Source organism: Flavobacteriales bacterium (assembly GCA_016715895.1).
In the GTDB taxonomy this organism is placed as follows: Bacteria; Bacteroidota; Bacteroidia; order Flavobacteriales_F; family PHOS-HE28; genus PHOS-HE28.
The window spans coordinates 309788-332388 of record JADJXH010000003.1 but is presented as its reverse complement, the minus strand read 5'-3'; the positions used below and the strand labels follow the sequence as shown (position 1 = coordinate 332388).

The window sequence follows — 22601 nt, the reverse complement described above, 5'->3', positions numbered from 1 at the left end:
CGATCCAGGGTAGTGGTCACGCGATGGGCGAAGGGGGTTTTGAAGGTGCGGGCCTGTCGGCCGGGTTCGGGGATATGACGTGGCCCGGGGTGAGAACGTTGCCTGATCGTCCGTATTGTGCGACCGGGTCAACTTTTCGTCGGACCAAGGCGAAGGTAGTGATCTGCCGGGAACAGCGGGCAGGCCGATGCCTAATTTCGCGCCGCTCTTGCCCACCCCCTCCCGCACCCGAAGGTCCGCACCCGCTTCCGCGAACGGTGCTCCGCCCGCCCCGACCAGGTCTCCCGGCCTGATCCGGGTGCAGGGTGCCCGCGTCCACAACCTGAAGAACATCGACGTCGACATCCCGCGGGGAAAGCTGGTGGTGATCACCGGCCTCAGCGGAAGCGGCAAGAGCAGCCTGGCCTTCGACACCCTGTATGCCGAAGGACAACGCCGGTACGTGGAGAGCCTCAGCAGCTACGCCCGCCAGTTCATGGGCCGGCTGGAGAAACCCGATGTGGACCGCATCATCGGGATCAGCCCGGCCATCGCCATCGAACAGAAGGTGATGACCCGCAACCCGCGGAGCACCGTGGGCACCAGCACCGAGGTCTACGACCACCTCAAGCTCCTCTTCGCCCGCATCGGCCGCACCTACAGTCCGGTGAGCGGCGAACCCGTGAAGCGCCACACCGTGGAGGACGTCCTGCGGACCGTGCACAGCCATCCGGCCGGGTCGGCCGTCCTCCTCCTCTGCCCGCTCCACCTGCCCTCCGGACGCACGATGGCCCAACACCTCGATGTGCTCCACCAGCAGGGGTTCGCGCGGGTCCACGACGGCACCACGGTGCACCGCATCGAGGACCTGCTGGCGGCGCGTACCCTGCCCACGGGCGAGTGGTCCCTGGTGGTGGACCGCGTGAGCGTGACGGCCGACGATCCCGAGAACGACAGCCGCATCGCGGACAGTGCCGAGGCCGCCTTCTTCGAGGGGCAGGGCGAACTGCACCTTCTGGGGGACGATGGACGCGGGGGCGTGCGCCGTACCGTGCTCAACGATCGCTTCGAGCGCGATGGCATGCGCTTCGAGGAACCCAGCACCAACCTGTTCAGCTTCAACGACCCGGTGGGCGCCTGCCCCCAATGCGAAGGCTACGGCAGCGTGATCGGCATCGACCACGACCTGGTGATCCCCGACCAGGGGCTGAGCGTGTATGACGAATGCGTGGCCCCCTGGCGCGGGGAGAAGCTGGGGGAATGGCGCACCGCCTTCATCGAGCAGGCCGAACGCCATGACTTCCCCATCCACCGGCCCTACCGCGACCTGACCGACCCGCAGCGCGACCTGCTGTGGAAGGGGGCCCGGGGCGTCCGCGGCATCGATGCCTTCTTCCGGTACGTGGAGGAGAAGAGCTACAAGATCCAGTACCGCGTGCTGGCCAGCCGCTACAGGGGCAAGACCACCTGCCCGTCCTGCGGCGGGTCGCGCCTGCGGAAGGAGGCCTCCTACGTGCGCGTCGCCGACCGCACCATCACCGAGCTCGTGCGCATGCCGATCGACCGGCTGCTGGCGTTCTTCCGCGCGCTGGAGCTGAACGAGCATGACCAGCATGTGGCCGCCCGGCTGCTCACCGAAATCCGCAACCGCCTGCAATACCTGAGCGATGTGGGCGTGGGCTACCTCACGCTCGACCGCCGCAGCAACACCCTGAGCGGCGGCGAGACCCAGCGCATCGACCTGGCCACCAGCCTGGGCAGCAGCCTGGTGGGCAGCATGTACATCCTGGACGAGCCCAGCATCGGCCTGCACCCGCGCGACACCCAACGCCTGATCGGTGTGCTGAAGCGCCTCCGCGACCTGGGCAACACCGTGATCGTGGTGGAGCACGACGAGGAGGTGATGCGGGCGGCCGACCACATCATCGACATGGGCCCCGAAGCGGGCTCGCACGGCGGCCAGGTGGTCTTCCAGGGCGACCATGCCGCCCTGCTCTCCAGCGACAGCCTCACGGCCCGCTACCTCACCGGCCGTCTGCGCATCCCCCGCCCCACCGGGCGGCGGCCCGTGAAGGACCGGATCATCGTTCGGGGTGCGCGGGCCAACAACCTGAAGGACATCGACGTGGCCTTCCCCCTGCACATGCTCACCGTGGTGACCGGTGTGAGCGGCAGCGGCAAGACCACCCTGGTGAAGCGCATCCTGTACCCCGCCCTGCGCCGCGAGCTGGAGGGGTTCAGCGAACGCCCCGGCGAGCACCGCGCCCTGGAAGGGGACCTGAAACGCATCGAGGCCGTGGAGCTCGTGGACCAGGACCCCATCGGCCGCAGCAGCCGCAGCAACCCGGTGACCTATGTGAAGGCCTACGAGGAGATCCGCCAGCTCTTCAGCGAGCAGGACGTGGCGCGTGTGCGCGGATACAAGCCCTCCTTCTTCAGCTTCAATGTGGACGGTGGCCGCTGCGAGACCTGCCAGGGCGAGGGTGAGGTGCACATCGAGATGCAGTTCATGGCCGATATCCGGCTCACCTGCGAAGCCTGCCGCGGCAAGCGATTCAAGGAGGAGATGCTCGATGTCCGCTTCCAGGGCCGCGACATCGCCGAGGTGCTCGACCTCACCGTGGACGACGCCATCACCTTCTTCGGCGGCGCGAGCGGCCCGGCGGCCTGCGCCCGCATCGTGCACCGGCTGAAACCCTTGCAGGACGTGGGCCTCGGCTATGTGAAGCTCGGCCAGAGCAGCAGCACCCTCAGCGGCGGCGAGGCCCAGCGCATCAAGCTCGCCAGCTTCCTCACCAAGGGTCAGGAGGAGCGCCCCACCCTCTTCATCTTCGACGAGCCCACCACCGGCCTGCATGTGCATGACATCGCCCGGCTGCTCAAGGCCCTGGACATGCTCATCCGCAACGGGCATAGTGTGATCTGCATCGAACACAACATGGAGGTGATCGCCTGCGCCGACCACGTCATCGACCTGGGACCCGATGGCGGCGATGCCGGCGGAGAGCTCGTCTTCGTGGGTTCCCCGGAGGCCTTGGCCGCCCACCCTTCCAGCCTCACAGGCGCACACCTGCGCAGCAGGCTGAACTGACGATCGTTGCCTTCCGGCTTGACCGGCATCATGCCGGCACATCCGGTCGTTCCGGACCTTCAAGGTCCCCAACCGACCTGATCATGACCACCCGCACCCTTCTGCACGACCCGGTGATCGACCGCCTGATGGAAGCCCGACCGGGGCCCTGTGTCACCCTCACCCTGCCCACGCACCGGACGATGCCGGATGCGAACCGGGACATCATCCTGTTGAAGGACCTGCTCCGCCAGGCCGAGGACCGCCTCGGCGGCTTGGGCGGGAAGCGTACGGTGGCGCCCATCATCGATCGCCTGCACACCCTCGCCACGTCCGTTGACCACGGCCACCACATGGACGGCCTCGCGCTTTTCGCGTCCGCCGACCATGCCGAGCTCGTGAAGCTGCCCTTCCCGGTGGATGCGCGCGTGGTGGTGGGTGACGCCTACATGGTGCGCGACGTGGTCCGGGCGCGGCTCGGATCGGTCCACTATCACGTCCTGGTACTCAGCCAGCATGCGGCACGGCTCTTCGCGGCGAACGATGACCACCTGGTGGGTGAGGTGCGCGGCGGACTTCCCCTGGAGAACCGCCACTACACGACCGATGCAGCGCAGGTGACCACCTCGCGCGGCCAGGACAACCAGGCCCGCCATTGGTACGCCGACGTGGCCAAGGCCGTGGAGCAGGCCGTTGGTCCACAGGGAAGGGTGGTGGTGGCCACCACGGCCACCCATCATGCACCCTTCCTGGAGGCCGCGCCCCACGCCGGGCTCTTCATCGCCCAGCTCGAAGGCAACCACGAGCATGCGGCCCCGGCCGAACTGGTGCGGCAGGCGTGGCCGCTGGCCTATGAAGACCAGAAACGGCGCCACCTGGCCGATCTGGAGACCCTGGCCAGGACCCCCGCCGACAAGCATGTGACCACGGTCGATGACATCTGGGCACGGGTGCAGGAAGGCCGCGGACAGACCTTGCTGGTCGACCGCGACCTGGTGATCCCCGGGGCCGTGGTGGACGACCGCGTGCAGCTTGATGCGCCGGCCGACGAGGCGGATGTGGTGGACCGGATCATCGCCGCGCAACTGCGGCATGGCGGTGATGTCCGCATGCTTCCGCCGGGCAGCCTGAAGGCCTACGAGGGCATCGCGCTCATCACCCGGTACTGAGCCCGTTCAGCGCAGTACGGTGACATGCCCGCGCAGTTCGCGCAAGGTGTCATCGCATGACGGTGTGTAGCGGATCACGTAGAAGTACGTGCCTTCGCTCGCCTTGCGGTCCGGGTTGTTGCCATCCCAGGTGACGGCGAGGCTGGTGGAACGGAACACCTCGGTCCCCCAGCGGTCATAGATGGAGACCTCCACGTCCTGGCTCCCGTTGGCCATGGGCTCGAAGCGATCGTTGTTGCCATCCCCGTTCGGACTGAAGACGTTGGGCACCACGATGTCCGTCCCGAGCGGATCGGGGATCACGGCCGCGATGCCCGAATACGTGCAGCCGAAGGCGTCCGTGACGCTGAAGCCATAGCTGCCCTGCGCACCCACCACGATGGCCCTTGTGGTGGCCCCGCCCGACCAGGTGTAGGACACGCCCTCGTAGGGGATGATCAGCAGCACGCTGTCGCCGGGGCAGGCCACGGCCTCGAAGTCGAGCGGACCCGGATCGGGAGCGGGTGAGACGACCACCGTGTCCGTTCCGCCACACTGGCCGAGGCTGACCTCCACCCAATAGGTCCCGGGCTGATCCACGGTGATGCCCGAGGTGGTGGCGCCCGTGCTCCAGACATGGTCGGGCCCGGCCAGGCCGGTGGACAGCACCGTGCCGGCACCCGGGCACAGCACCTGATCGGGGCCGAGGTCCACCTCCACACCCGGGATCACGTTCACCGTCACCGAGGCTGAGGCACTTGTGGCGCAGAGCGTATCGGTGACCGTCACCGTATAGACCGTGGTGCTGCCGGGGCTGGCCAGGGGTGCCTGCGCCCCGGGGTCGTTCAGGTCCACCGGAGGCGACCACAGGTAGCTGTACCCGCCCTGCCCGCCGCTCACCACGGCCGTGAGCTGGGTGCTGCTGCCGCTGCAGATGGGATCGGTGCCGTTCAAGGCAAGCACCACCAGCGGCACGTCCACCTGAACGGTGACGCTATCGGTGCGCACACAGCCTTCGGCGTTCGTCACCGTCACGAAGTAGGTGGTGGTGGCCGTGGGCGATGCCGTGGGGGCCTGCAGGAAGGTGGCGTTGAGGCCCGTACCGGGTGACCAGGACCAGGAGTGGCCCGTGCCCGAGGTGGGTTGCGCGTTCAGCACCACCGAGCCGCCGCTGCAGATCGTGGTGTCGTCCACCAGCAACAGGTCGAAGGACTGACCCACCTGCACGAAGACCGAATCGGTGTAGGTGCAGCCGAACTGCGCATCGAACACGTCCACGGTGTACCACTGGTCCGTGGGCGGTGTCGCGAGCGGATCGGCGATGGACGGATCATTGAGCGTGGCGGCGGGTGTCCAGGTAAAGGACAAGCCCCCCACCGTGTTGGTGGTGATCGCCACATCATCCAGGCTCCAATTGTCCTCGCCCGTTCCCCCATTGGCCAGCTGCCGCCAGCGGAACAACGTGCTCACGGTCTGTGCCGGTGCCGGGATGTTCACCTGGATCACGCTGAAGGTGGGGTGCGCATACTCGTAGTAGGTGTCCATGATCGTCCACGCCCCTCCCCCGTTCGTGCTGTACTCCAGCACCACATGTTCCCCGGGATCGGCATCCTCGCAGGGCGCTGTACCCGTGGCGATCTTGATCGCGAACCGGACCGTCCCCCCTGTGGACACGTCGACCGGTCCCGCCGTGGCGCTGCGCTGTCCTGGTCCATCGAAGTAGAGCGCATTGCCGGCCACGGATCCGCAGGCGTTGCTGATGCTGCCGTTCAGAATGCCGTTCCACAGGGACGACGGCGCCACATCCAGCACGTCGAGCCCCTGGATCACCTGCTGGGCGCTGAGCCCCAGCTGGCTCTGCTCGCCGGTGCAGATCAAGGGGGGGACCGCCGTGGTGGTCACCGAGAACACGTCCCCGTTCACCACGGTCACCTGCACGCTGTCGGTCGTCACCGCACAGCCGTTCAGTGTGCTCACCACCACCGTGTACCAGGTGGTGTGCGCCGGGCTCGCCACCGGCGAGGAGATGGACGGGTCGTTGAGGTCGGCACCCGGGCTCCAAGTGTAGCTGTAGGTCCCGGGCGGGCTGACGGCCACGCCCAGTTGGACCGGCTGCAGCAGGCAGGCCTCCACCCCGGTGCTGTCACCGCTCGCCAGGGCCTGGATCACCGGCGGGATCGCCAGTTCGATGCTGAAGAAGAACTGCTTCTCGCAGCCGCTGATCCCCGAGGTGCCCGTCACGATGTACACGTCGGACGCCGTCGGGGTGAAGGTGAAGCTGGCCCCTTGGAACAGGACCGTGTTCGGGTCGCTCTGGGTGGTCCAGTAGGGATCGTTCAGCGGCTCGGGGATCGAGAGCGTGATGGTGGTGTTCGTGTCCGCCAGGCACAGCACGGTGTCCAGCGGAAGGATGGGCTCCGGCGTGAAGGAGCCGACGGAGTAAGCGTAGCTCTCGGCGCTGCCCATGCCATACACGTACGCCGTGAGACCGCCCACACACTCCAGGGTGTGGCTGCCCACCGGAAGCGGCAGTGAGGCGTGGGCCACCGTGGTGCAGGCCGGGTAGGGCGTGAACGCAGACGACGGCACCGGAACACCGTCCAGCACCACATCGTCCACATTGGGTTGCTGCACGATGATGTTGACATAGTGGTTCGTGATCACCGTGGAGACCACCGTGGCGAACGTGATGCGGTCGATGCGCTGCTCCTCGGCGTTCAGCAGCAGCATGGCCGGGTCGCCGTTGGACCCGCAGGTGATGCCCTCCATGAACTGGGCCACCACGAATGGCTGGTTGCCCTCGAAGCAGGCCGCGTCGCCGAAGCTGTTCAGCTCCACGAACTGCCCGGCGTTGAGGTTGATCGGTGGCCCGCCGTTCACCGTGACCTGTGTGCCGTCCAGGTCGGCCAGCACCCTGTAGGTGTATTGCGTGGTGGTGCTGAAGGGTACCGAGTAGTAGCGCGTGCCCCAGGCCCGGCGGGGCAGGTTCTGCTCCACCACGTGATCACAGGCGAAACAGCCGTCGGGGATGTTGGTGCAGACCGAACCGGAGAACACCGCGAACGTCCTGCACTCGCCACTGGCCTGTGTGCCCCGCACCACCGTGCCGGTGAAGTCACCAAGCTCGTTGGCGGCGATCACCTGGTAGGTCTGGCCCGAATCGAGCATCACCGTAAAGGGAACCCCCGCCGGCTGCCCCCCAAAGGTGGTGGCCGTGGGGATGATCTCCACCTCCGTGTCGTCCTGCCGCGCCACAATGAGGAACTCCGAGGCGAGGTCGGGCAGGCCGCTGAGACCCGGATAAGCCATGATCCGGTAATCGCTGCCCAGGGACTGCACCGGATAGATCACGGCGCCGTCCGCGGTGAACTGCTCGAAGTTGATGGCGAAGACCGCCACGGTGTCCTGGGTGCGCACGAGCACGGACCTGTTCTCCACCACCTCGCTCGCCTGATGCATGCCCTGGGCCAGCGGGATCGTGACGGTGGTGGTGACGTTCGCCGTGACGGTGAAGGGCTGGCTGAACCCCATCAGCGGCATCTCCACCAGCCCCGAGGTGTTCGTCGGCGATGAAATGAAGATGTCGAGGCTCTGCACCGGATTGCCCTGATAATTCTTCATGAACCCCAACCAGAACTCGGTGCCCATCGTGGGCACGATGCCCTGCGCCGTGCAGGTGTGACGGCCGAGGAGGAGCACAAGGAGAACCGAGAGCGAGAGGCGCACGATCCGGCGGTACGAGGAGCTGAACATGGACCTGGGTTGGGGTTGACCAAAAGACGCGGCCAACGGATCCACCGTTGCCGTACGTCGAAAAAATACGCACAGCTACCGGAACTGCAGGTCGTAGAGCCGGCGATACGCCCCGTTGAGGGCGAGAAGTTCCTGATGGGTGCCCTGCTCAATGATCCGCCCCTTGTCCAGCACCACGATCCGGTCGGCGCTCTGCACGGTGCTGAGGCGATGCGCGATGACGATGCTGGTTCGCCCCTTGGTGATGCGCTCGGTGGCCTCCTGGATGAGCTGCTCACTGGCGCTGTCCACCGAGCTGGTGGCCTCGTCGAGCACCAGCACCGCAGGCCGGTGCACCATGGCCCGGATGAAGGCGAGCAGCTGGCGCTGACCGGTGGACAGGATGCCGCCCCGCTCGCGGACATCGGTGTCGTACCCGTTGGGCAGGCGTTGGATGAAGGCGTCGGCACCCACCTCCTGCGCGGCGGCCACCACCTGTGCCCGTGTGATCGACGGGTCGTGCAGCGTGATGTTGTCGTGCACCGTGCCGCTGAACAGGAAGACGTCCTGGAGCACGACGGAGATGCAGCGCCGCAGCGCGGCGAGCCGGTAGGCCTCCACCGGAGCACCGTCCAGCAGGACCTGCCCGCGTTGGTGCTCATAGGCCCGGCTCAGCACGTTGATCATCGAGCTCTTGCCCGATCCGGTGGCCCCCACGAGCGCCACGGTGGTGCCGGCCGGGATGTCCAGGTCGATGCCCTTCAGCACCCACGGCGTCCCCTCGCCGTCCTTCGGCTCCCCGTAGGCGAACCAGAGGTCCTTCACCTGGATGTGACCCCGCACCGCCGAGGTCTCCAGCCGCCCGCTGTCGGTGATGGCGGCCTCGGTGTCGAGCAGCTTGAACACGCGCTCGCTTCCCACCATGCCCATCTGCAGCACATTGAAGCGATCGGCGAGCTGCCGGATGGGCCGGTACAGCATGTTGATGAACAGGATGTAGGCGACGATGTCACCGAAGGTGGCGCTGCCGGCGAGGGCGTCCTTCACCCCCCACCACACCAGGAAGGCCAGGGATAGCGCCGACAGGATCTCCACGAAGGGAAAGAAGATGGAATAGGCCAGCACCGACCGGATGTGCGCCGACCGGTGCTCGCGGTTGATCGCCTTGAACTTGCGCAGCTCCTGTGCCTCGCGGCCGAACGCCTGCACGATGGACATGCCCTGGATGTGCTCCTGCACGAAGGCGTTCAACCGGGCCACATAGGTCCGCACATCCTCGAAGCTGCGCTGGATGCTGTTCTTGAAGATGTTCGTCCCCCAGAGCAGCAGGGGCACCGGGGCCATGCTCAGCAGGGCCAGTTTCCAGTTCACCGCGAACATGACCACCACCACCACCACGAGCTTCAGCAGGTCGCCCAGGATGGAGAGCAGGCCCTGCGAGAAGATGTCCTCGATGGTCTCGATGTCGCTGATGACCCGGGTGACCATGGTGCCGATCGGTGTGCGATCGAAGAAGCGGAGCTTGAAGCCGAGCACATGGTCGAACAGGCGTGTGCGGAGCTGAAAGCTCACGGCCTGCCCCAGCCAGCTGGTCCAGAAGGTCTGCTGGAAGCTCAGGAGCGTCTCCAGCACCAGGAGCCCAAGGACGATGAGGGTCATGCGAAGAAGACCGGCCCCGTCGCCGGTGAGCGCGTACCCGTCGATCATGTCGCCCATCAACAGAGGGCGCACCACGCCGATGGCGCTGAGGAGCACCGTGAGGGCGAAGGTGGACCAGAACAGGGCCCGGTGCGGACGCACGAACGCCATCACGCGCGCGAAGAGGCGACGGTCGAAGGCCTTGGGCTGAGCGCTCATGCGGTGACCGGGATGAAGGGGTAGGTCACACGTTCCAGGTAGAGCCCACGGGCCGGGGCTGACCTGCCGGCCGCACCACGGTCGCGCACTGCCAGCACCTCCTTCATGTGCGCCGGTGGGCGATGGCCGCGACCGATCGGCAGGCAGGTGCCCACGATGGCGCGCACCATGTTGCGCAGGTAGCGGTCGGCCCTGATCTCGAAGTCATACCCGTTCGCATGCTCGGTCCATCGCGCCAGCCGCACGTCGCAGATCATCGTGCGGGCATCACTCCCGGCCTTGCAGAAGCTGCTGAAGTCCTGCGTGCCCACGAGCGCAGCGCAGGCCTCGTTCATGGCCCCGACATCCAGCGCCGGTCTCAACAGATGGCTTCGTCCCTCGAGGAACGGGTCCTTGCGCCGGTGGATCCGGTAGCGGTAGCCGCGTTCGGTGGCGCTGAAGCGCGCATGCGCATCGTCCGGCACCGCGATCAACCGCTTCACCCCGATGTCATCCGGCAGCAGGCTGTTCAGGCTGTACACGAACCGGTCGTCCAGAAAGGCCTCTCCCCCATGGTCGAAGTGCAGGAAGAACTGCGACGCGTGCACCCCGGTGTCCGTGCGCCCGCAACCCACCACGCTCACCCGTTCGCGGTGCAGCGCGAAGCGCATGGCGCGCTCCACCTCGGCCTGTACGCTGGGGCGGTCGGGCTGCAGCTGCCATCCCCGGTAGGCCGTGCCCAGAAAGGCGATCTCCAGGAAGTAGCGGGGCATGATCTCCATCGGTCTCGGGCCCTGCGCGGTCGCGCCCAAGGGCCCTGTCGTGCACACCCTTGTCGGGCAACGGGCCGCAAAGCTAGCGCCGCCACCGCTGGTGTCCGTCCCGCTCCGTTCCTTCGCCGGCATGTCCACCGGTAGGGCGAATGAGGCGCGCATCGGCCTGCTTTCCGATACGCACGGCTGGCTCGATCCGCGCCTGCGTGACCATTTTGCCGGGTGCGACGAGATCTGGCATGCCGGCGACATCGGCAGCCTGGAGGTCACCGATGCGCTTCAACGCTGGTTCCCCGGAAAGCGCCTGCGCGCCATCGTCGGCAATATCGATGATGCCTCCGCGCGACGGGCCTTCCCCACCGACCTGCGGTTCGAGCTCCACGGCGTGCGCGTATGGATCACCCACATCGGTGGGCGCCCTCCCCGGTACACCAAGAGCGTGCTTGCGGCCCTGCGGGCCGACCCTCCGGACCTCTTCGTCTGCGGGCATTCGCACATCTGCCTGGTGCAGTTCGACGCGGCATTGAACGTGCTCACGATGAACCCCGGCGCGTGCGGACGGCATGGCTGGCATCAGGTGCGCACCGTGCTGCGGTTCACCCTCGCGGACGGGCGGATGAAGGACCTGGAGGTGGTGGAGCTGGGGAAGCGAGGGGCAGTGGCGGGTCCGGAATGAACATCCGGGCATCCGCTCACCGGATCCGGTCCATGCTGCGGATCAGCGCCTCATCCTTGCGAATGCCCCGCTCGGCCAGAAAGGCCAGCAGCAACACCAGGACCGGCGCGGCGAAAGCAGGACCGTAGGCCACCTCCACCTCGCCGCGACCGGCCATGTAGACCTGGATCGAGCGGTCGGTGATGACGCCGAAGGCCAGGGCGCCCAAGGCGAACAGGTAGGTGAAGCGCACGAAGCGCACCTGGCGCGCGCGGTCCCGGTACAGGAAGATGGTGACCAGGGGAAGCACGGCGAGCAGGCCGAGGACGGCGGCGAACGGCACCTTGGGGCTGGCCTCCTCCAGGGGAGCGCCATCGCCCAGGAACAGGCCCGTGGAGCGGAACACCACCTGCACATCGGCCACGGAGTAGGTGGCGAACGGGAACAGGTTGGCCAGGCCGGCCACCACCGCCGCCAAGGCCAGGAACAGGGTCTGTTTGCGTTGGATCATGCGCCGGCAAAGATGGTACGGGGCCGCTTGTGGTTCACGCCGAATGATCTACGTTTGCGCCGACCGTACCGCGCAGGCCCCCCCAAGGTGGCCAGCGCCCCACCCGAAGTCCTTTTCGAACCGCACGAGACCCCTCCGGGTCCTCCGCCCAGGCGCAGCACGCGCCAACGCCCCATAGCCCCAGACCATGGCAGACAAGAACGCCCTGGAGAGCCTGAAGCTCGCCGAGCTCCGGGAGATCGCCAAGCAGCTCAACATCAAGAAGGCCGACACGCTGAAGAAGCAGGACCTGATCGCCAGCATCCTCGAAGCCCGGGGCGGAGCGGCGCCAGCCTCGACCCGCCAGGACACCGATGCCATTGCCCTGGAGGCCGTGGCCGATGAGGACCCGGCACCCACGCCCGATCCCGAGCCCACACCCGCGGAGGACAGCGACGAGGATGACGAGGACGATGACGATGACGACGAGGAGGAAGAGGATGAAGGAGCTGAGGGAGAGCCCGCGACACCCGATGCCAAGCCGGAGGCGGCACCACCACCCGCTCCGGTGGCCGTGCGTGCCGACGACCGTGAACCCCGCCGCGACGACCGGCGCGACCGTTTCGAGCGGCGTGAGCGGCGCGAACGGGGTGACCAGGTGACGCCACCGCGCGACGGCGGTGAGCGCGACGAGCGGCGTGAGCGATCCCGCGATGAGCGCCGCGATGCCCCCCCACCCACCGGCGACCGGCGTGAGGACCGTCGTGACGACCGGCGCGACCGCGGCGAGCAACCACGCCACGAACAGGGCCGTAGCGACGGCCCCCGCGACCAGGGCCAGGGTCAGGGTCAGCGGCCACAGGACCAGCGGCAGGACCGGCCGCGGCATGAACAGCGCGAGCAGTTCACGTTCGATGCCTTCGTGGAATGCGAAGGCGTGCTGGAGATCATGCCCGAGGGCTATGGCTTCCTGCGCAGCAGCGACTACAACTACCTGGCCTCACCGGACGATGTGTACGTGAGCCAGCAGCAGATCAAGCAGGCCGGGCTGAAGCTCGGCGACACCGTCAGCGGTTTCGTGCGGCCGCCGCGCGAGGGGGACAAGTTCTTCCCCCTGGTGAAGATCGATCGCATCAACGGCCGCGACCCCGAATGGGTGCGCGACCGGGTGCCGTTCAAGTTCCTCACGCCTCTTTTTCCCGACGAGAAGTTCAACCTCACCGGCAAGAACCCGAACCTCAGCATGCGCGTGCTGGACCTGTTCGCCCCCATCGGCAAGGGTCAGCGCGGCCTCATCGTGGCGCAGCCCAAGACGGGCAAGACCATCCTGCTGAAGGACGTGGCCAACGCCATCGCCGCCAACCACCCCGAGGTGTACCTCATCGTGCTGCTGGTGGATGAGCGGCCCGAGGAGGTGACCGACATGGCGCGCAGCGTGAACGCCGAGGTGATCGCCAGCACCTTCGATGAACCCGCCAGCCGGCACGTGCAGGTGGCCAGCATGGTGCTCGAGAAGGCCAAGTGCCTCACCGAGTGCGGCCACGACGTGGTGATCCTGCTGGACTCCATCACGCGTCTGGCACGTGCATACAACACCGTGCAGCCCGCCAGCGGCAAGATCCTGTCCGGGGGCGTGGACGCCAACGCCCTGCAGAAGCCCAAGCGCTTCTTCGGCGCGGCGCGCAAGATCGAGAACGGCGGCAGCCTCACCATCCTCGCCACCGCCCTGGTGGACACCGGGAGCAAGATGGACGAGGTGATCTTCGAGGAGTTCAAGGGCACGGGCAACATGGAACTGCAGCTCGACCGGAAGATCAGCAACCGCCGCATCTTCCCGGCCATCGACATCCAGAGCAGCGGCACGCGCCGCGATGACCTGCTGCACCACAAGGACGTGCTGCAACGCACCTGGATCCTGCGCAAGCACCTGGCCGATATGAACCCCGTGGAGGCCATGGAGTTCATCAAGACCCGCATGGAGGGCACCAAGAGCAACGAGGAGTTCCTCGTGTCGATGAACGGCTAACGCCGGGAAGTAATGAGTGGCGAGTCTCGAGTGGCGAGTGAATGCGTGTGACCCTGAGCCTGTCGAAGGGCGCATTCACTCGCCACTCGTAACTCATTACTCGCCACTCAACGGAGCGATCCCACAACTCCCATGAAGACCGCCTTCCTCATCGCCCTTGCCTCCATGGCCCTTCGTGTGGTGCTGCTTGGGGTGGGTCGGGCGCCTGACCCGCCGTTCTACATGCCCGTCCATCTGCTGGCCCTCGTGCTCATCCCCTTTCTGGCCGCTCGCTCCATGTTGCGCGACGAGCCGCGCAGCGGGGTGCCCCAGCTGTTCCGGGCGGGGTTCAGGGCCGCCGCGTTGTACACCCTGTTGATCGCGGCCTTCCTGCTGGCCTACTACACCTGGATGGACGTCACCTCCTTCCCTGTTCACATCAACGCCCTGGTGGACCAGGCGATCGCCGCCGGTCATGACGAGGCGGACGCCCGTTCGCGCTTTGAACGCTTCTTCACCCCGTTCAATTACGCCAGCCTCTCGTTCTTCCTGCTGCTCCTGTTGGGCGCGTTCAACACGCTGCTCACCACCCTGCTGGTGCACAAGGTGCTGCGCCGGATGACCTGATCGCCTGCGGATCAGGCGATGAACGCCTCGCTCAAGGCCTGAAGGTCGAGCCCCCCGAAGTTGCCGCTGCTCATCATCAGGAGCACGCCGGGATCGGCCTGCGCCGCGCGCACCGCGCCCATCAGCTGGATCGGGTCGGTGAGCACCTGCAGGTCGGGGCGCGCGAAACCGCGCTGGATGCGCTCGGGCGGGATCGATGGCAGGCGCTTGAGCTGTACCGCGTGCGGATCGTAGAACACGATGGCCGCATCGGCCTGGTCCATGGCGCCCGCGTACTGATCGAGAAAGCCCTCGCTGAGGCTGCTGTAAGTGTGCAGCTCCATGCAGGCCACGAGCCTGCGCCCGGGGAACTGCTCGCGCACGGCCTCCACCGTGGCCTTCAGCTTGCTGGGGCTGTGGGCGAAATCCTTGTACACCACTTTCCTCCCCTGCTCGGCCAGCTTTTCCAGCCGCTTGGCCGCACCGTGGAAGCTGCGGATGGCGTTGAAGAACACGGTGTCGCCGATGCCGAGCTGGTGGCACACGTGCCGTGCGCCCTCCAGGTTCATGAGGTTGTGCCGGCCGAAGACCTGCAGCGGCATCTCGCCCTGAGCTGTGAGCAGAACCGTGGTGCCGTCCTCGATGCGGTGTGCGGGCACGCCGTAGGGGATGCGCGTGGCCGACACCTCCGGCTCCTCCGCCACCCGCTTCACCTCCACATCCTCCGCGCAGTACACGAGCTTGCCGCCCGGCTCGATCTCGCGGATGAAGGTGCGGAACTGGTCCACGTAGCTCTCGAAGGTCTTGAACACGTTGATGTGATCCCACGCGATGCCGCTGATCAGCGCGATGTCCGGCCGGTACAGGTGGAACTTGGGCACGGGCTCCAGGGCCGAGGCGAGGTACTCGTCGCCCTCGATGATGGCCACCTGGCTGATGGGGCTCAGCCGCACCATGCAGTCGAAGCCTTCGAGCTGCGCGCCCACGAGGTAGTCGAACTCCACGCCCGCCTGCCGCAGCACGTGGATGATCATGCTGGTGATGGTGGTCTTTCCGTGGCTTCCGCCGATCACCACGCGCGTCTTGTCCCTGGTCTGCTCATGGAAGTACGAGGGGTAGCTGAACACGGGGATGCCGAGCTCCTGTGCGCGCACCAGCTCGGGGTTGTCGGCGCGGGCGTGCATGCCCAGGATCACCGCGTCGATGCCGCTGTGGATGCGGAGCGGGTCCCAGCCGAGCTTGTCGGGCAGCAGGCCCAGGCGGTCGAGGCGACTGCGGCTGGGCTCGAAGATCTCGTCGTCGCTGCCGGTGACCTCGTAGCCCTTCTGGTGCAGGGCGATGGCCAGGTTGTGCATGGCGCTTCCGCCGATGGCGATGAAATGGACCGTGCGCATGGGGCGAAGGTGCATGTGCCCATGAGCTCATGCGGCCATGTGCCCATGGAATGCTTCAACGGGGGTGTGTGGGGAGCGCCCCTGACGTCAAGGCTTCACCAGCACCACCTTGCCGTCCTTCATGATGGCGATGGGCGTGCCGTGCATACGGGCGGTCTTGCGGGCGGCCTTCGCGGCTCGCCTCAGGGCACGGCCGACAGCTGCTACGAACTCGTCGGTCTCCCTGTTCAACGCTTGCTTCGAACTAGCCATCGGATCGTTTGATCAACCGAGGGATGTCTCCGGTGTTGTCATATACCGCCCAAGCATCCACCGAGGATAGGTAGACCGTCTCAAAGTTAAGCCAACCACGCGCGAAGCGTCTGCGCACATCCGCCTCCGGCACATGGTGGCCGCCCTGCTTCACGCGCAAAGCGACACGCTTCAGGGCCAGGTCCACGCTGCTGAGTTTCAGGAACACCACTTCGACCCGATACCCTTGTCCCCGCCATCGCTGCACCCGCTCCAGATAGGTGCGGCCGCTGAGGGTGGTCTCGAACGCGAAGTCGACCCGCGCTGCCGCAAGGCGATCCAGTTCCTCCAAGAAGATCCGGGCCGCTGCCACTTGTGCAGCGGGTGGATCCAAGGGGGAAAGCCCGGCAGCGATGAGGTCCGCGTTCACGAAGTGCAACACCCCGGCGTCCTTCGGCAGGAACTCCCGCGCGAAGGTCGTCTTCCCGGCACCGTTCGGACCGGCGATGATGATGCAGCGGGGCTTGCGCCTGGGCATGCGACGAAGGTAGCTGAGGCCTCGCCGCCGTGATCCGTACCGCGCCATCGCGCCATTGCACCTTTCCACCTCTCCACCTTCGCACCATCTTTACCCCCACGCCTTTGCTCCTTAGCTTCGGCGCACAACGATGGAACTCCACGTCATCGACACCGGTCTCTTCAAGCTCGACGGGGGCGCCATGTTCGGCGTGGTGCCCAAGACCCTCTGGAGCAAGGCCCACCCTCCCGATGAAAAGAACCTCTGCACCTGGGCCATGCGCTGCCTGCTGGTGGTGGACGGCGACCGCCGCATCCTCATCGACAACGGGCTCGGCGACAAGCAGGACAGCAAGTTCTTCAGCCATTATGAACCGCACGGCGATGCCACGCTGGACAGCTCCCTGAGAACGGCGGGCTTCCACCGGGACGACATCACGGACGTCTTCCTCACCCACCTGCACTTCGACCATTGCGGGGGCAGCATCCGTTGGAACAGCGCGCGCGATGGCTTCGAGCCGGCCTTCAGGAACGCCACGTACTGGAGCAATGAGCACCATTGGAAGTGGGCGACAATGCCCAACGCCCGTGAGAAGGCCAGCTTCCTGAAGGAGAACATCCTGCCCATCCAGGAGAGCGGGCAGTTGCGCTTCGTTGACATCGGACGGCGCAGCGCGGAGGAGAACCTCTTCATCCCGGAGGTCTTCACCGGCTTCGGGGTGCTCCTGGTGAACGGCCATACCGACGCGATGATGATCCCCTTCATCGAGCACAAGGGCCGCACGCTCATCTACATGGCCGACCTGCTGCCCAGTGTGCACCACATCCCCCTGCCCTGGGTGATGGGCTATGATACACGCCCACTCCTGACCCTTCAGGAAAAACGAGATGTGCTGGAGCTCGCGGCCCGGAAAGAGCACGTGCTCTTCTTCGAGCACGACGCGACGAACCAGTGCTGCACGGTGCAGGAGACGGAGAAGGGCGTGCGAATAAAGGAGACCTTCCCCCTGTCCGCTGTGTGAACCGGTCGTTCCGCGCTCAGCACCGGTCACCAAAGGTCGATGCCGAACAGCCGGATGGTGGTGTACGGGAAGCCGATGTACAGGCCGTCGCTGCGCTGTTCCATCGGGTATGTGCCCACGTTCACTGTGCTGCCACGCCGGGCCCTTCCCGTGGCCGGGTCGAAAGCGAACCGGTGCCAGGGACAGACCAGGTGACCCTCTTCGCACCAACCGCCCTCGAAGCTCCGTCCCTGATGCGGGCAGCGGTCCTCCAGCGCGAAGAGGCCGGAGCGCGTTCGGACCAGCCGAAGGACATGTCCGCGCAGGGTGAGGCGGAGGTGGGCGTCCACCGGAAGCCCTTCCAGCCGTGGATCGTCCACGCGCGCCCATCGGATGCGGTCCACCCACATGAGGGCAAAGATGCATGGGTGTGGGACAGCGGCCTGGCAGACCCTCAGCAAGGTGGCATAGCCCGCTCCTTGATGTTCGGGTCAGTCCGAACGACCGACCGGATGAACGAAGGCCCCGTCGCGCCGGACATCATGGCAGGCGAGCCCCAGCTCGGCGCAACGCTTCCGAAGGCGCCAGCGCTCCAGTCCGTCCAGCATGCCGGCCAGCACCACGTGTCCACCGGGTCGCAGCCGCATGAACGCCGCCTCTGCCGCCTGCTGCGGATCCGCGAGGAAGACCAGCGCGTCGAACGCCGGACCTCCGGGAGGAGGAGGGTCCGCATCCACGAGCAGAACACCCATCCCCGCGCCGAACCAGGCTCCGGCACCGCCCGCAGAGAACGCGGAGCGCACCGGCACCGTGGCGCGAAGCGCGATGGTCGACAGCGTGTCCACCACCTTTGCTCCACTGGCGCGGGTGAACCGCTCGACGCGCTGTCGCGCGTTCGCCAGACCCGGAGCGCTCTCCACCACCACGGCCGTGGGGCCTTCGCGCAGGGCCATCACCAGGCCGGCCCGTTCATCGAAGACCACGAGCTGACGCTGTGAAGTGGACAGCACCACCTGACGTGCAATACTGAACGCCAGCATTGGGAGCGTGGCCAATGCCAGCCACCGTCCCGCCCGAAGGCCTCCCAGGCGATCGAGGCCGATGGCCAGGATGATGACCATGATCAACGCGCTCTGTGCGGAGGTCACCCGCACATCGGGATAGGCGAACGGAGCATCCGCGAAGAACCGGCCCGCCTGGCCCAGCAGCCACACCAATCCGCCGAGGGCGTCGGCCACGAACGGCCCCAGGACCGGTACCTGAAGCGTGACCAGGAGCAGCATGCCGCCAACGACGCCGATGTTGACCAGGGTGACGATGATGATGTTGGCCGGCAGGAACCAGACCGGGAAGGCGTTGAACACCGCCAGGGACAAGGGTGTGGTGAACAATTGGGCGGCGAGGGAGACCGAGATCAGGGACCAACAGTACCGGAGAAGGATGTTGGCCGGGGACCAAAGGCGGCGGATGGGGTCGTAGCACAGCACGATGCCGAGGACGGCCAGAAAGGAAAGTTGGAAGCTGAGCTGGAAGAGCATGCGCGGGTCCCAGACGAGAAGGAGCAGGGCCGAACCGGCGAGGGTGTTGAGCGTGGCGGAGCGCCGCCCCATGAGACCTGCGACGACGAACAGGGAGCACATCACTGTGGCCCGGAGCACCGAAGGGGTGGCGCTGGTGATGCCTGCATACCCCCAAAGCACGAGGAAGGCGATGAGCGCGCGGGCCCAACGTGCCGCGACCCCTCCACCCAGCGGCTTGAGCAGGACCATGAGCACCCAATAGATGAGCGCCACATGCATGCCGCTCACCGCAAGCACGTGCATGGTCCCGCTCCTGGCGAACGCGTCCTTCTGATCGGCGTCCAGCTCATTCCGGATCCCCAGTAACAGCGCCAGCACCACGGCCTTTTCGCGATCGCGAAGCCCGCTCCGTGCAAGCCATTCCCACACCCGCTCCTGTGCAGGCAGGAAGAGGTCCGTCCATCGCCAGCGATGATCGAGCATCCTCCAGTGATCATCGGCCACGAAGGCCTGGTCATGGATGCCCCGGGCGGCGAGCCATGCGCGCACATCGAAGCCTCCAGGATCGGGCGTGCGCGTGGGCGGGCCCAGGTCAGCGTGGACAAGGAGCACATCGCCCGGCCGCAGGCGCGGGGCCAGGGAGTCCTTGGCGAGCGTGAGCATGGCCATCGCGTTCGTCGGATGCACCCCATCGGTGGACCAGGACCGCAGGAGCCTCGCATCGCACCGCACATGGCGGGCGGATGCACCGTGCACCACATCCACCTCCACCAGGTGGGCCCCGGTGGCTTCCCGAGGCGGACGCATATCGGACGTGCTCACGACCCACCAGCACATTCCTGCGATCAGCATGGCCGGCATCGATGCAGCGTAGGGCAGCCACCGGTGGCGGAAGGGGAAGGCGATGAAGGCCTGAACAGCGACCAGCAGCAGGGCCAGCGCACCGAGGATGATGCAGACCTCCGAGGACAGCGTGAGGAGTGATCCGATCGCCAGGCCCGCCGCGAACGGCACCGCGAACCGCAGCATGGGCGCACGGTGCCAACCGGACCAGAACAGGGATGCGCGCTCCATGGCCGAGGACCCAAGGTATCCCATCAGGCCTTTCCGTGGTGAACGCTCGGTACTTTCGCCGACCCAGCCGACCGTCATGCCTGTCCCCGCCCAGCCCGTGCGCCGTTCCCTCCTGGGACGCATCGGGTACATCCTCTTCCTTCTCGTGTTCACCGTCGCCTGCGTGGAACTGGGCGCCCGATACTACCTGGGCCACGTACTGCACAAGGCCAGCGAGAATAAGTTCCGCTTCAACTCCTACAGGGTCTATGAGCACGTCCCCGGCTATGAGGAGCGCGAGGGCGACCACGTGCGGATGGCCATCAACGCGAATGGGTTCAGGCGTTCGTCGGATGTGCCGCAGGTCAAGCCGCCCGGTACGGTGCGCATCTTCTTCCTGGGCGGGTCGGCCGCGCACGGCATCAGCAGCGCCGCCCCCTACCCCGTGGTGCATGTGGACCAGACGGAGACGGTGGATGCCCATCTCGAGCGGCTGTTGAACCAGGCCATGCCCGGGCAGCGCATCGAGGTGATCAATGCGGCCGTCACCGGGTATCAGGTGTTCCAGCACACGCAATACCTGATCACCGAGCTGTTGTCCTACGACCCGGACATGGTGATCTTCTTCGACGGCGCGAACGACCACTTCGTGAACGACACGAACTACCGGTACATGGAGGACTTCCGTTATCAATTCTGGCGCCCGAGGCTTCAGGAACCCTCCGCGGGCGGACTGTTCACGTACATGGGGCACTGGCTTTCGCGACACAGTGCGGCCTTCCGCGGATACATGGCCTGGAGCATGATCCGCGATGCGGTCCGGTGCGGTGAACGGGTGGATTGGCAGGCCGCGTACGTGGATGACGCCACCACGGTGCGGAATCACAAGGCCGTAGCGCGGGACCAGTTCCTGCGGGCGATCGAGACGAACCTGTTCCTGCTCCAACGGGACAGCGTGAAGGCGGTGCTCTGCCTGCAACCGATGCTCGTGCTTCGGGAACCAGCGCTCCTGGCGGCGGAGGAACGCGCATTCCTGCATCAGGACCCGAACGTGAAGGCGCTCTACCCCGTGGTGCTGGGCGAGTTGAGCGATGTGGCGCACCGCTGGCATGTGCCCCTTGTCGACCTGAACGTGCCCTTCAATGATCCCCAGCACCGAGGTCGGCAGCTCCTGATCGACTATTGCCACCTGAACGGGGCCGGCGGTGAGGTCTGCGCCCAGGCCCTGCTGCCCGTGGTCCAGCTGCTGCTGCGCCCGTCACCCGTGGACAGCCTGGCTACAGCACCTGAAGGATCAGGCACTTGAGGTAGAGGCTTTCGGGGATGCTCCAGTGCACCGGATGGTCCGGTGGCTGCGTCCCGTAGTAGACCTCACGCAACTGGCGCCGCGCATCCTTCGCCGCATCCGCGATCATGGCCCTGAACAGGTCCGGGGTCATGTGCTGGCTGCAACTGCAGGTGACCAGGAAGCCTCCCCGCCGCAGGGACTTCATCGCCCGGAGGTTGACCTCCTTGTATCCCCTGGTCGCACCGGCGATGGTGGCCCTGCTCTTGGCAAAGGCAGGGGGATCGAGCACGATCACGTCCCACATGCGCCCCGTGCGGCCCGCTTCAGCCAGGAAGTCGAAGACGTTGGCCTCCCTGAAGGCGCATCGCGCGGTCAGTCCGTTCATCTCGGCGTTGACCTCGGCTGCACGAATGGCCGTGGGGCTGATGTCGAGCCCCTCCACCTGCTTCGCCCCGTACCGTGCCGCATGCAAGGCGAACCCTCCGGTATGCGTGAAGCAATCGAGGACCTCAGCACCGGCAACGACCGGCTCAATGGCCGCGTGGTTCAGTCGCTGATCGAGGAAATGCCCGGTCTTCTGACCCTCCGCCAGGTCCACATGAACGCGCAGTCCGTTCTCCTCGATGGTGGACCGGGTCGGGAACGGATCGCCCAGGAATCCCGTTGTCCGGGGCAGTCCTTCCTTCTCCCTGACCGACGCATCGTTCCGCTCGTAGAAACGGGTCACGCCGGTCACCTCGCGCAGCGCGTCCACCAGGCTGTGCTTCCATCGATCCATGCCCAGGCTCAGGGTTTGAAGCACGATGGCGTCACCGAACTTATCGGCCACACAGGCCGGCAGGCCGTCCGATTCGCCGAAGACCACCCGGCATGACCCGGTATCCACCATGCGCTGCCGGAAGGACCACGCCTCCCTCACACGCCGCAGGAAGAAATCGTCGTCGATGGGTTCATCGAGATCGGGCGTGAGGATGCGGACCTGGATCTTGCTGGCCGGGTTGTAATATCCCTGGCCGATCGGGCGTCTGCGGTCATCGAACACCTGCACGACGGCACCCGGAGCGGGCTGGCCCTCGACGCGCAGCACCTGATTGTCAAAGATCCATGGATGACCGTTGCGGACCCGGTCGCGCGGATCACGGATGATGGTGCGGGCACGCATGCGTGGCGCAAGGTAGATGCTGCGTGGGGCGGTGATCAGCGAACATATGTATGGCCATACATACGTTCGACCTTACGCAGTCGCGTGGAGCGAACCGAAGCTCGTGGCTGCTCTCGCTTTTCACCCCGCGCTGGGCCGGATG

17 protein-coding genes are annotated in these 22601 nt (G+C 66.4%); 7 read left to right on the top strand and 10 right to left on the bottom strand.

Annotation, left to right across the window (positions count from 1 at the left end; genetic code table 11):
* Positions 1–187: 187 nt before the first annotated feature.
* Positions 188–3070, top strand: coding sequence for an excinuclease ABC subunit UvrA (gene uvrA / locus IPM49_01605; protein ID MBK9273220.1), 2883 nt, complete (start codon positions 188–190; stop codon positions 3068–3070).
* An 83-nt stretch (positions 3071–3153) separates the two neighbouring features.
* Positions 3154–4218, top strand: a complete 1065-nt coding sequence (locus IPM49_01600; GenBank protein ID MBK9273219.1) for a hypothetical protein — start codon at positions 3154–3156, stop codon at positions 4216–4218.
* A 6-nt stretch (positions 4219–4224) separates the two neighbouring features.
* On the opposite strand, the gene IPM49_01595 is transcribed toward IPM49_01600, so the two are convergent.
* The 3 genes from IPM49_01595 to truA all read right to left on the bottom strand — a co-directional run bounded on the left by IPM49_01595 (position 4225) and on the right by truA (position 10547).
* Positions 4225–7950 carry a gliding motility-associated C-terminal domain-containing protein gene (locus IPM49_01595; GenBank protein ID MBK9273218.1) on the bottom strand — a complete coding sequence of 1242 codons (3726 nt, stop codon included), beginning with the start codon at positions 7948–7950 and terminating at the stop codon, positions 4225–4227.
* Between the two features lie 75 nt (positions 7951–8025).
* Complete coding sequence (locus tag IPM49_01590; GenBank protein ID MBK9273217.1) at positions 8026–9786, bottom strand: ABC transporter ATP-binding protein; 1761 nt, start codon at positions 9784–9786, stop codon at positions 8026–8028.
* Positions 9783–10547: a tRNA pseudouridine(38-40) synthase TruA gene (gene truA / locus IPM49_01585; GenBank protein MBK9273216.1), complete on the bottom strand. Its 765-nt coding sequence runs from the start codon at positions 10545–10547 to the stop codon at positions 9783–9785. The genes IPM49_01590 and truA overlap by 4 nt, the downstream gene beginning before the upstream one ends.
* 121 nt (positions 10548–10668) lie before the next feature.
* Here truA and IPM49_01580 point away from each other — a divergent pair, with 121 nt between their 5' ends.
* A complete protein-coding gene (locus IPM49_01580) occupies positions 10669–11214 on the top strand; it encodes a metallophosphoesterase family protein (protein ID MBK9273215.1) in 546 nt (181 codons plus the stop codon).
* Between the two features lie 16 nt (positions 11215–11230).
* On the opposite strand, the gene IPM49_01575 is transcribed toward IPM49_01580, so the two are convergent.
* Entirely contained in the window at positions 11231–11704 is a 474-nt protein-coding gene (locus IPM49_01575) for a DUF4293 domain-containing protein (protein ID MBK9273214.1), read from the bottom strand.
* Positions 11705–11891: 187 nt separating this feature from the next.
* Here IPM49_01575 and rho point away from each other — a divergent pair, with 187 nt between their 5' ends.
* Both rho and IPM49_01565 read left to right on the top strand, forming a co-directional pair.
* Positions 11892–13709, top strand: coding sequence for a transcription termination factor Rho (gene rho, locus IPM49_01570; protein ID MBK9273213.1), 1818 nt, complete (start codon positions 11892–11894; stop codon positions 13707–13709).
* Between the two features lie 132 nt (positions 13710–13841).
* On the top strand, positions 13842–14315 hold the full coding sequence (locus IPM49_01565; protein ID MBK9273212.1) for a DUF4199 family protein: 474 nt from the start codon (positions 13842–13844) through the stop codon (positions 14313–14315).
* A gap of 11 nt (positions 14316–14326) precedes the next feature.
* On the opposite strand, the gene IPM49_01560 is transcribed toward IPM49_01565, so the two are convergent.
* The 3 genes from IPM49_01560 to IPM49_01550 all read right to left on the bottom strand — a co-directional run bounded on the left by IPM49_01560 (position 14327) and on the right by IPM49_01550 (position 16457).
* On the bottom strand, positions 14327–15688 hold the full coding sequence (locus IPM49_01560; GenBank protein MBK9273211.1) for a peptidoglycan synthetase: 1362 nt from the start codon (positions 15686–15688) through the stop codon (positions 14327–14329).
* 87 nt (positions 15689–15775) lie between these two features.
* Entirely contained in the window at positions 15776–15940 is a 165-nt protein-coding gene (locus IPM49_01555) for a hypothetical protein (protein ID MBK9273210.1), read from the bottom strand.
* Positions 15933–16457, bottom strand: a complete 525-nt coding sequence (locus IPM49_01550; protein ID MBK9273209.1) for an AAA family ATPase — start codon at positions 16455–16457, stop codon at positions 15933–15935. The genes IPM49_01555 and IPM49_01550 overlap by 8 nt, the downstream gene beginning before the upstream one ends.
* Positions 16458–16587: 130 nt before the next feature.
* Here IPM49_01550 and IPM49_01545 point away from each other — a divergent pair, with 130 nt between their 5' ends.
* Complete coding sequence (locus IPM49_01545) at positions 16588–17457, top strand: MBL fold metallo-hydrolase (protein MBK9273208.1); 870 nt, start codon at positions 16588–16590, stop codon at positions 17455–17457.
* A gap of 26 nt (positions 17458–17483) precedes the next feature.
* On the opposite strand, the gene IPM49_01540 is transcribed toward IPM49_01545, so the two are convergent.
* Positions 17484–17840 (bottom strand): Rieske (2Fe-2S) protein, encoded by a 357-nt coding sequence (locus IPM49_01540; GenBank protein MBK9273207.1) that lies wholly within the window; start codon positions 17838–17840, stop codon positions 17484–17486.
* Positions 17841–17927: 87 nt separating this feature from the next.
* The gene (locus IPM49_01535) at positions 17928–20030 is read right to left on the bottom strand and encodes a ComEC/Rec2 family competence protein (GenBank protein ID MBK9273206.1); all 2103 of its coding nucleotides are present in this window, start codon (positions 20028–20030) and stop codon (positions 17928–17930) included.
* 97 nt (positions 20031–20127) lie between these two features.
* Here IPM49_01535 and IPM49_01530 point away from each other — a divergent pair, with 97 nt between their 5' ends.
* On the top strand, positions 20128–21315 hold the full coding sequence (locus IPM49_01530; GenBank protein MBK9273205.1) for an SGNH/GDSL hydrolase family protein: 1188 nt from the start codon (positions 20128–20130) through the stop codon (positions 21313–21315).
* On the opposite strand, the gene IPM49_01525 is transcribed toward IPM49_01530, so the two are convergent.
* On the bottom strand, positions 21287–22459 hold the full coding sequence (locus IPM49_01525; protein MBK9273204.1) for a class I SAM-dependent rRNA methyltransferase: 1173 nt from the start codon (positions 22457–22459) through the stop codon (positions 21287–21289). The genes IPM49_01530 and IPM49_01525 overlap by 29 nt on opposite strands.
* Positions 22460–22601 lie beyond the last annotated feature (142 nt).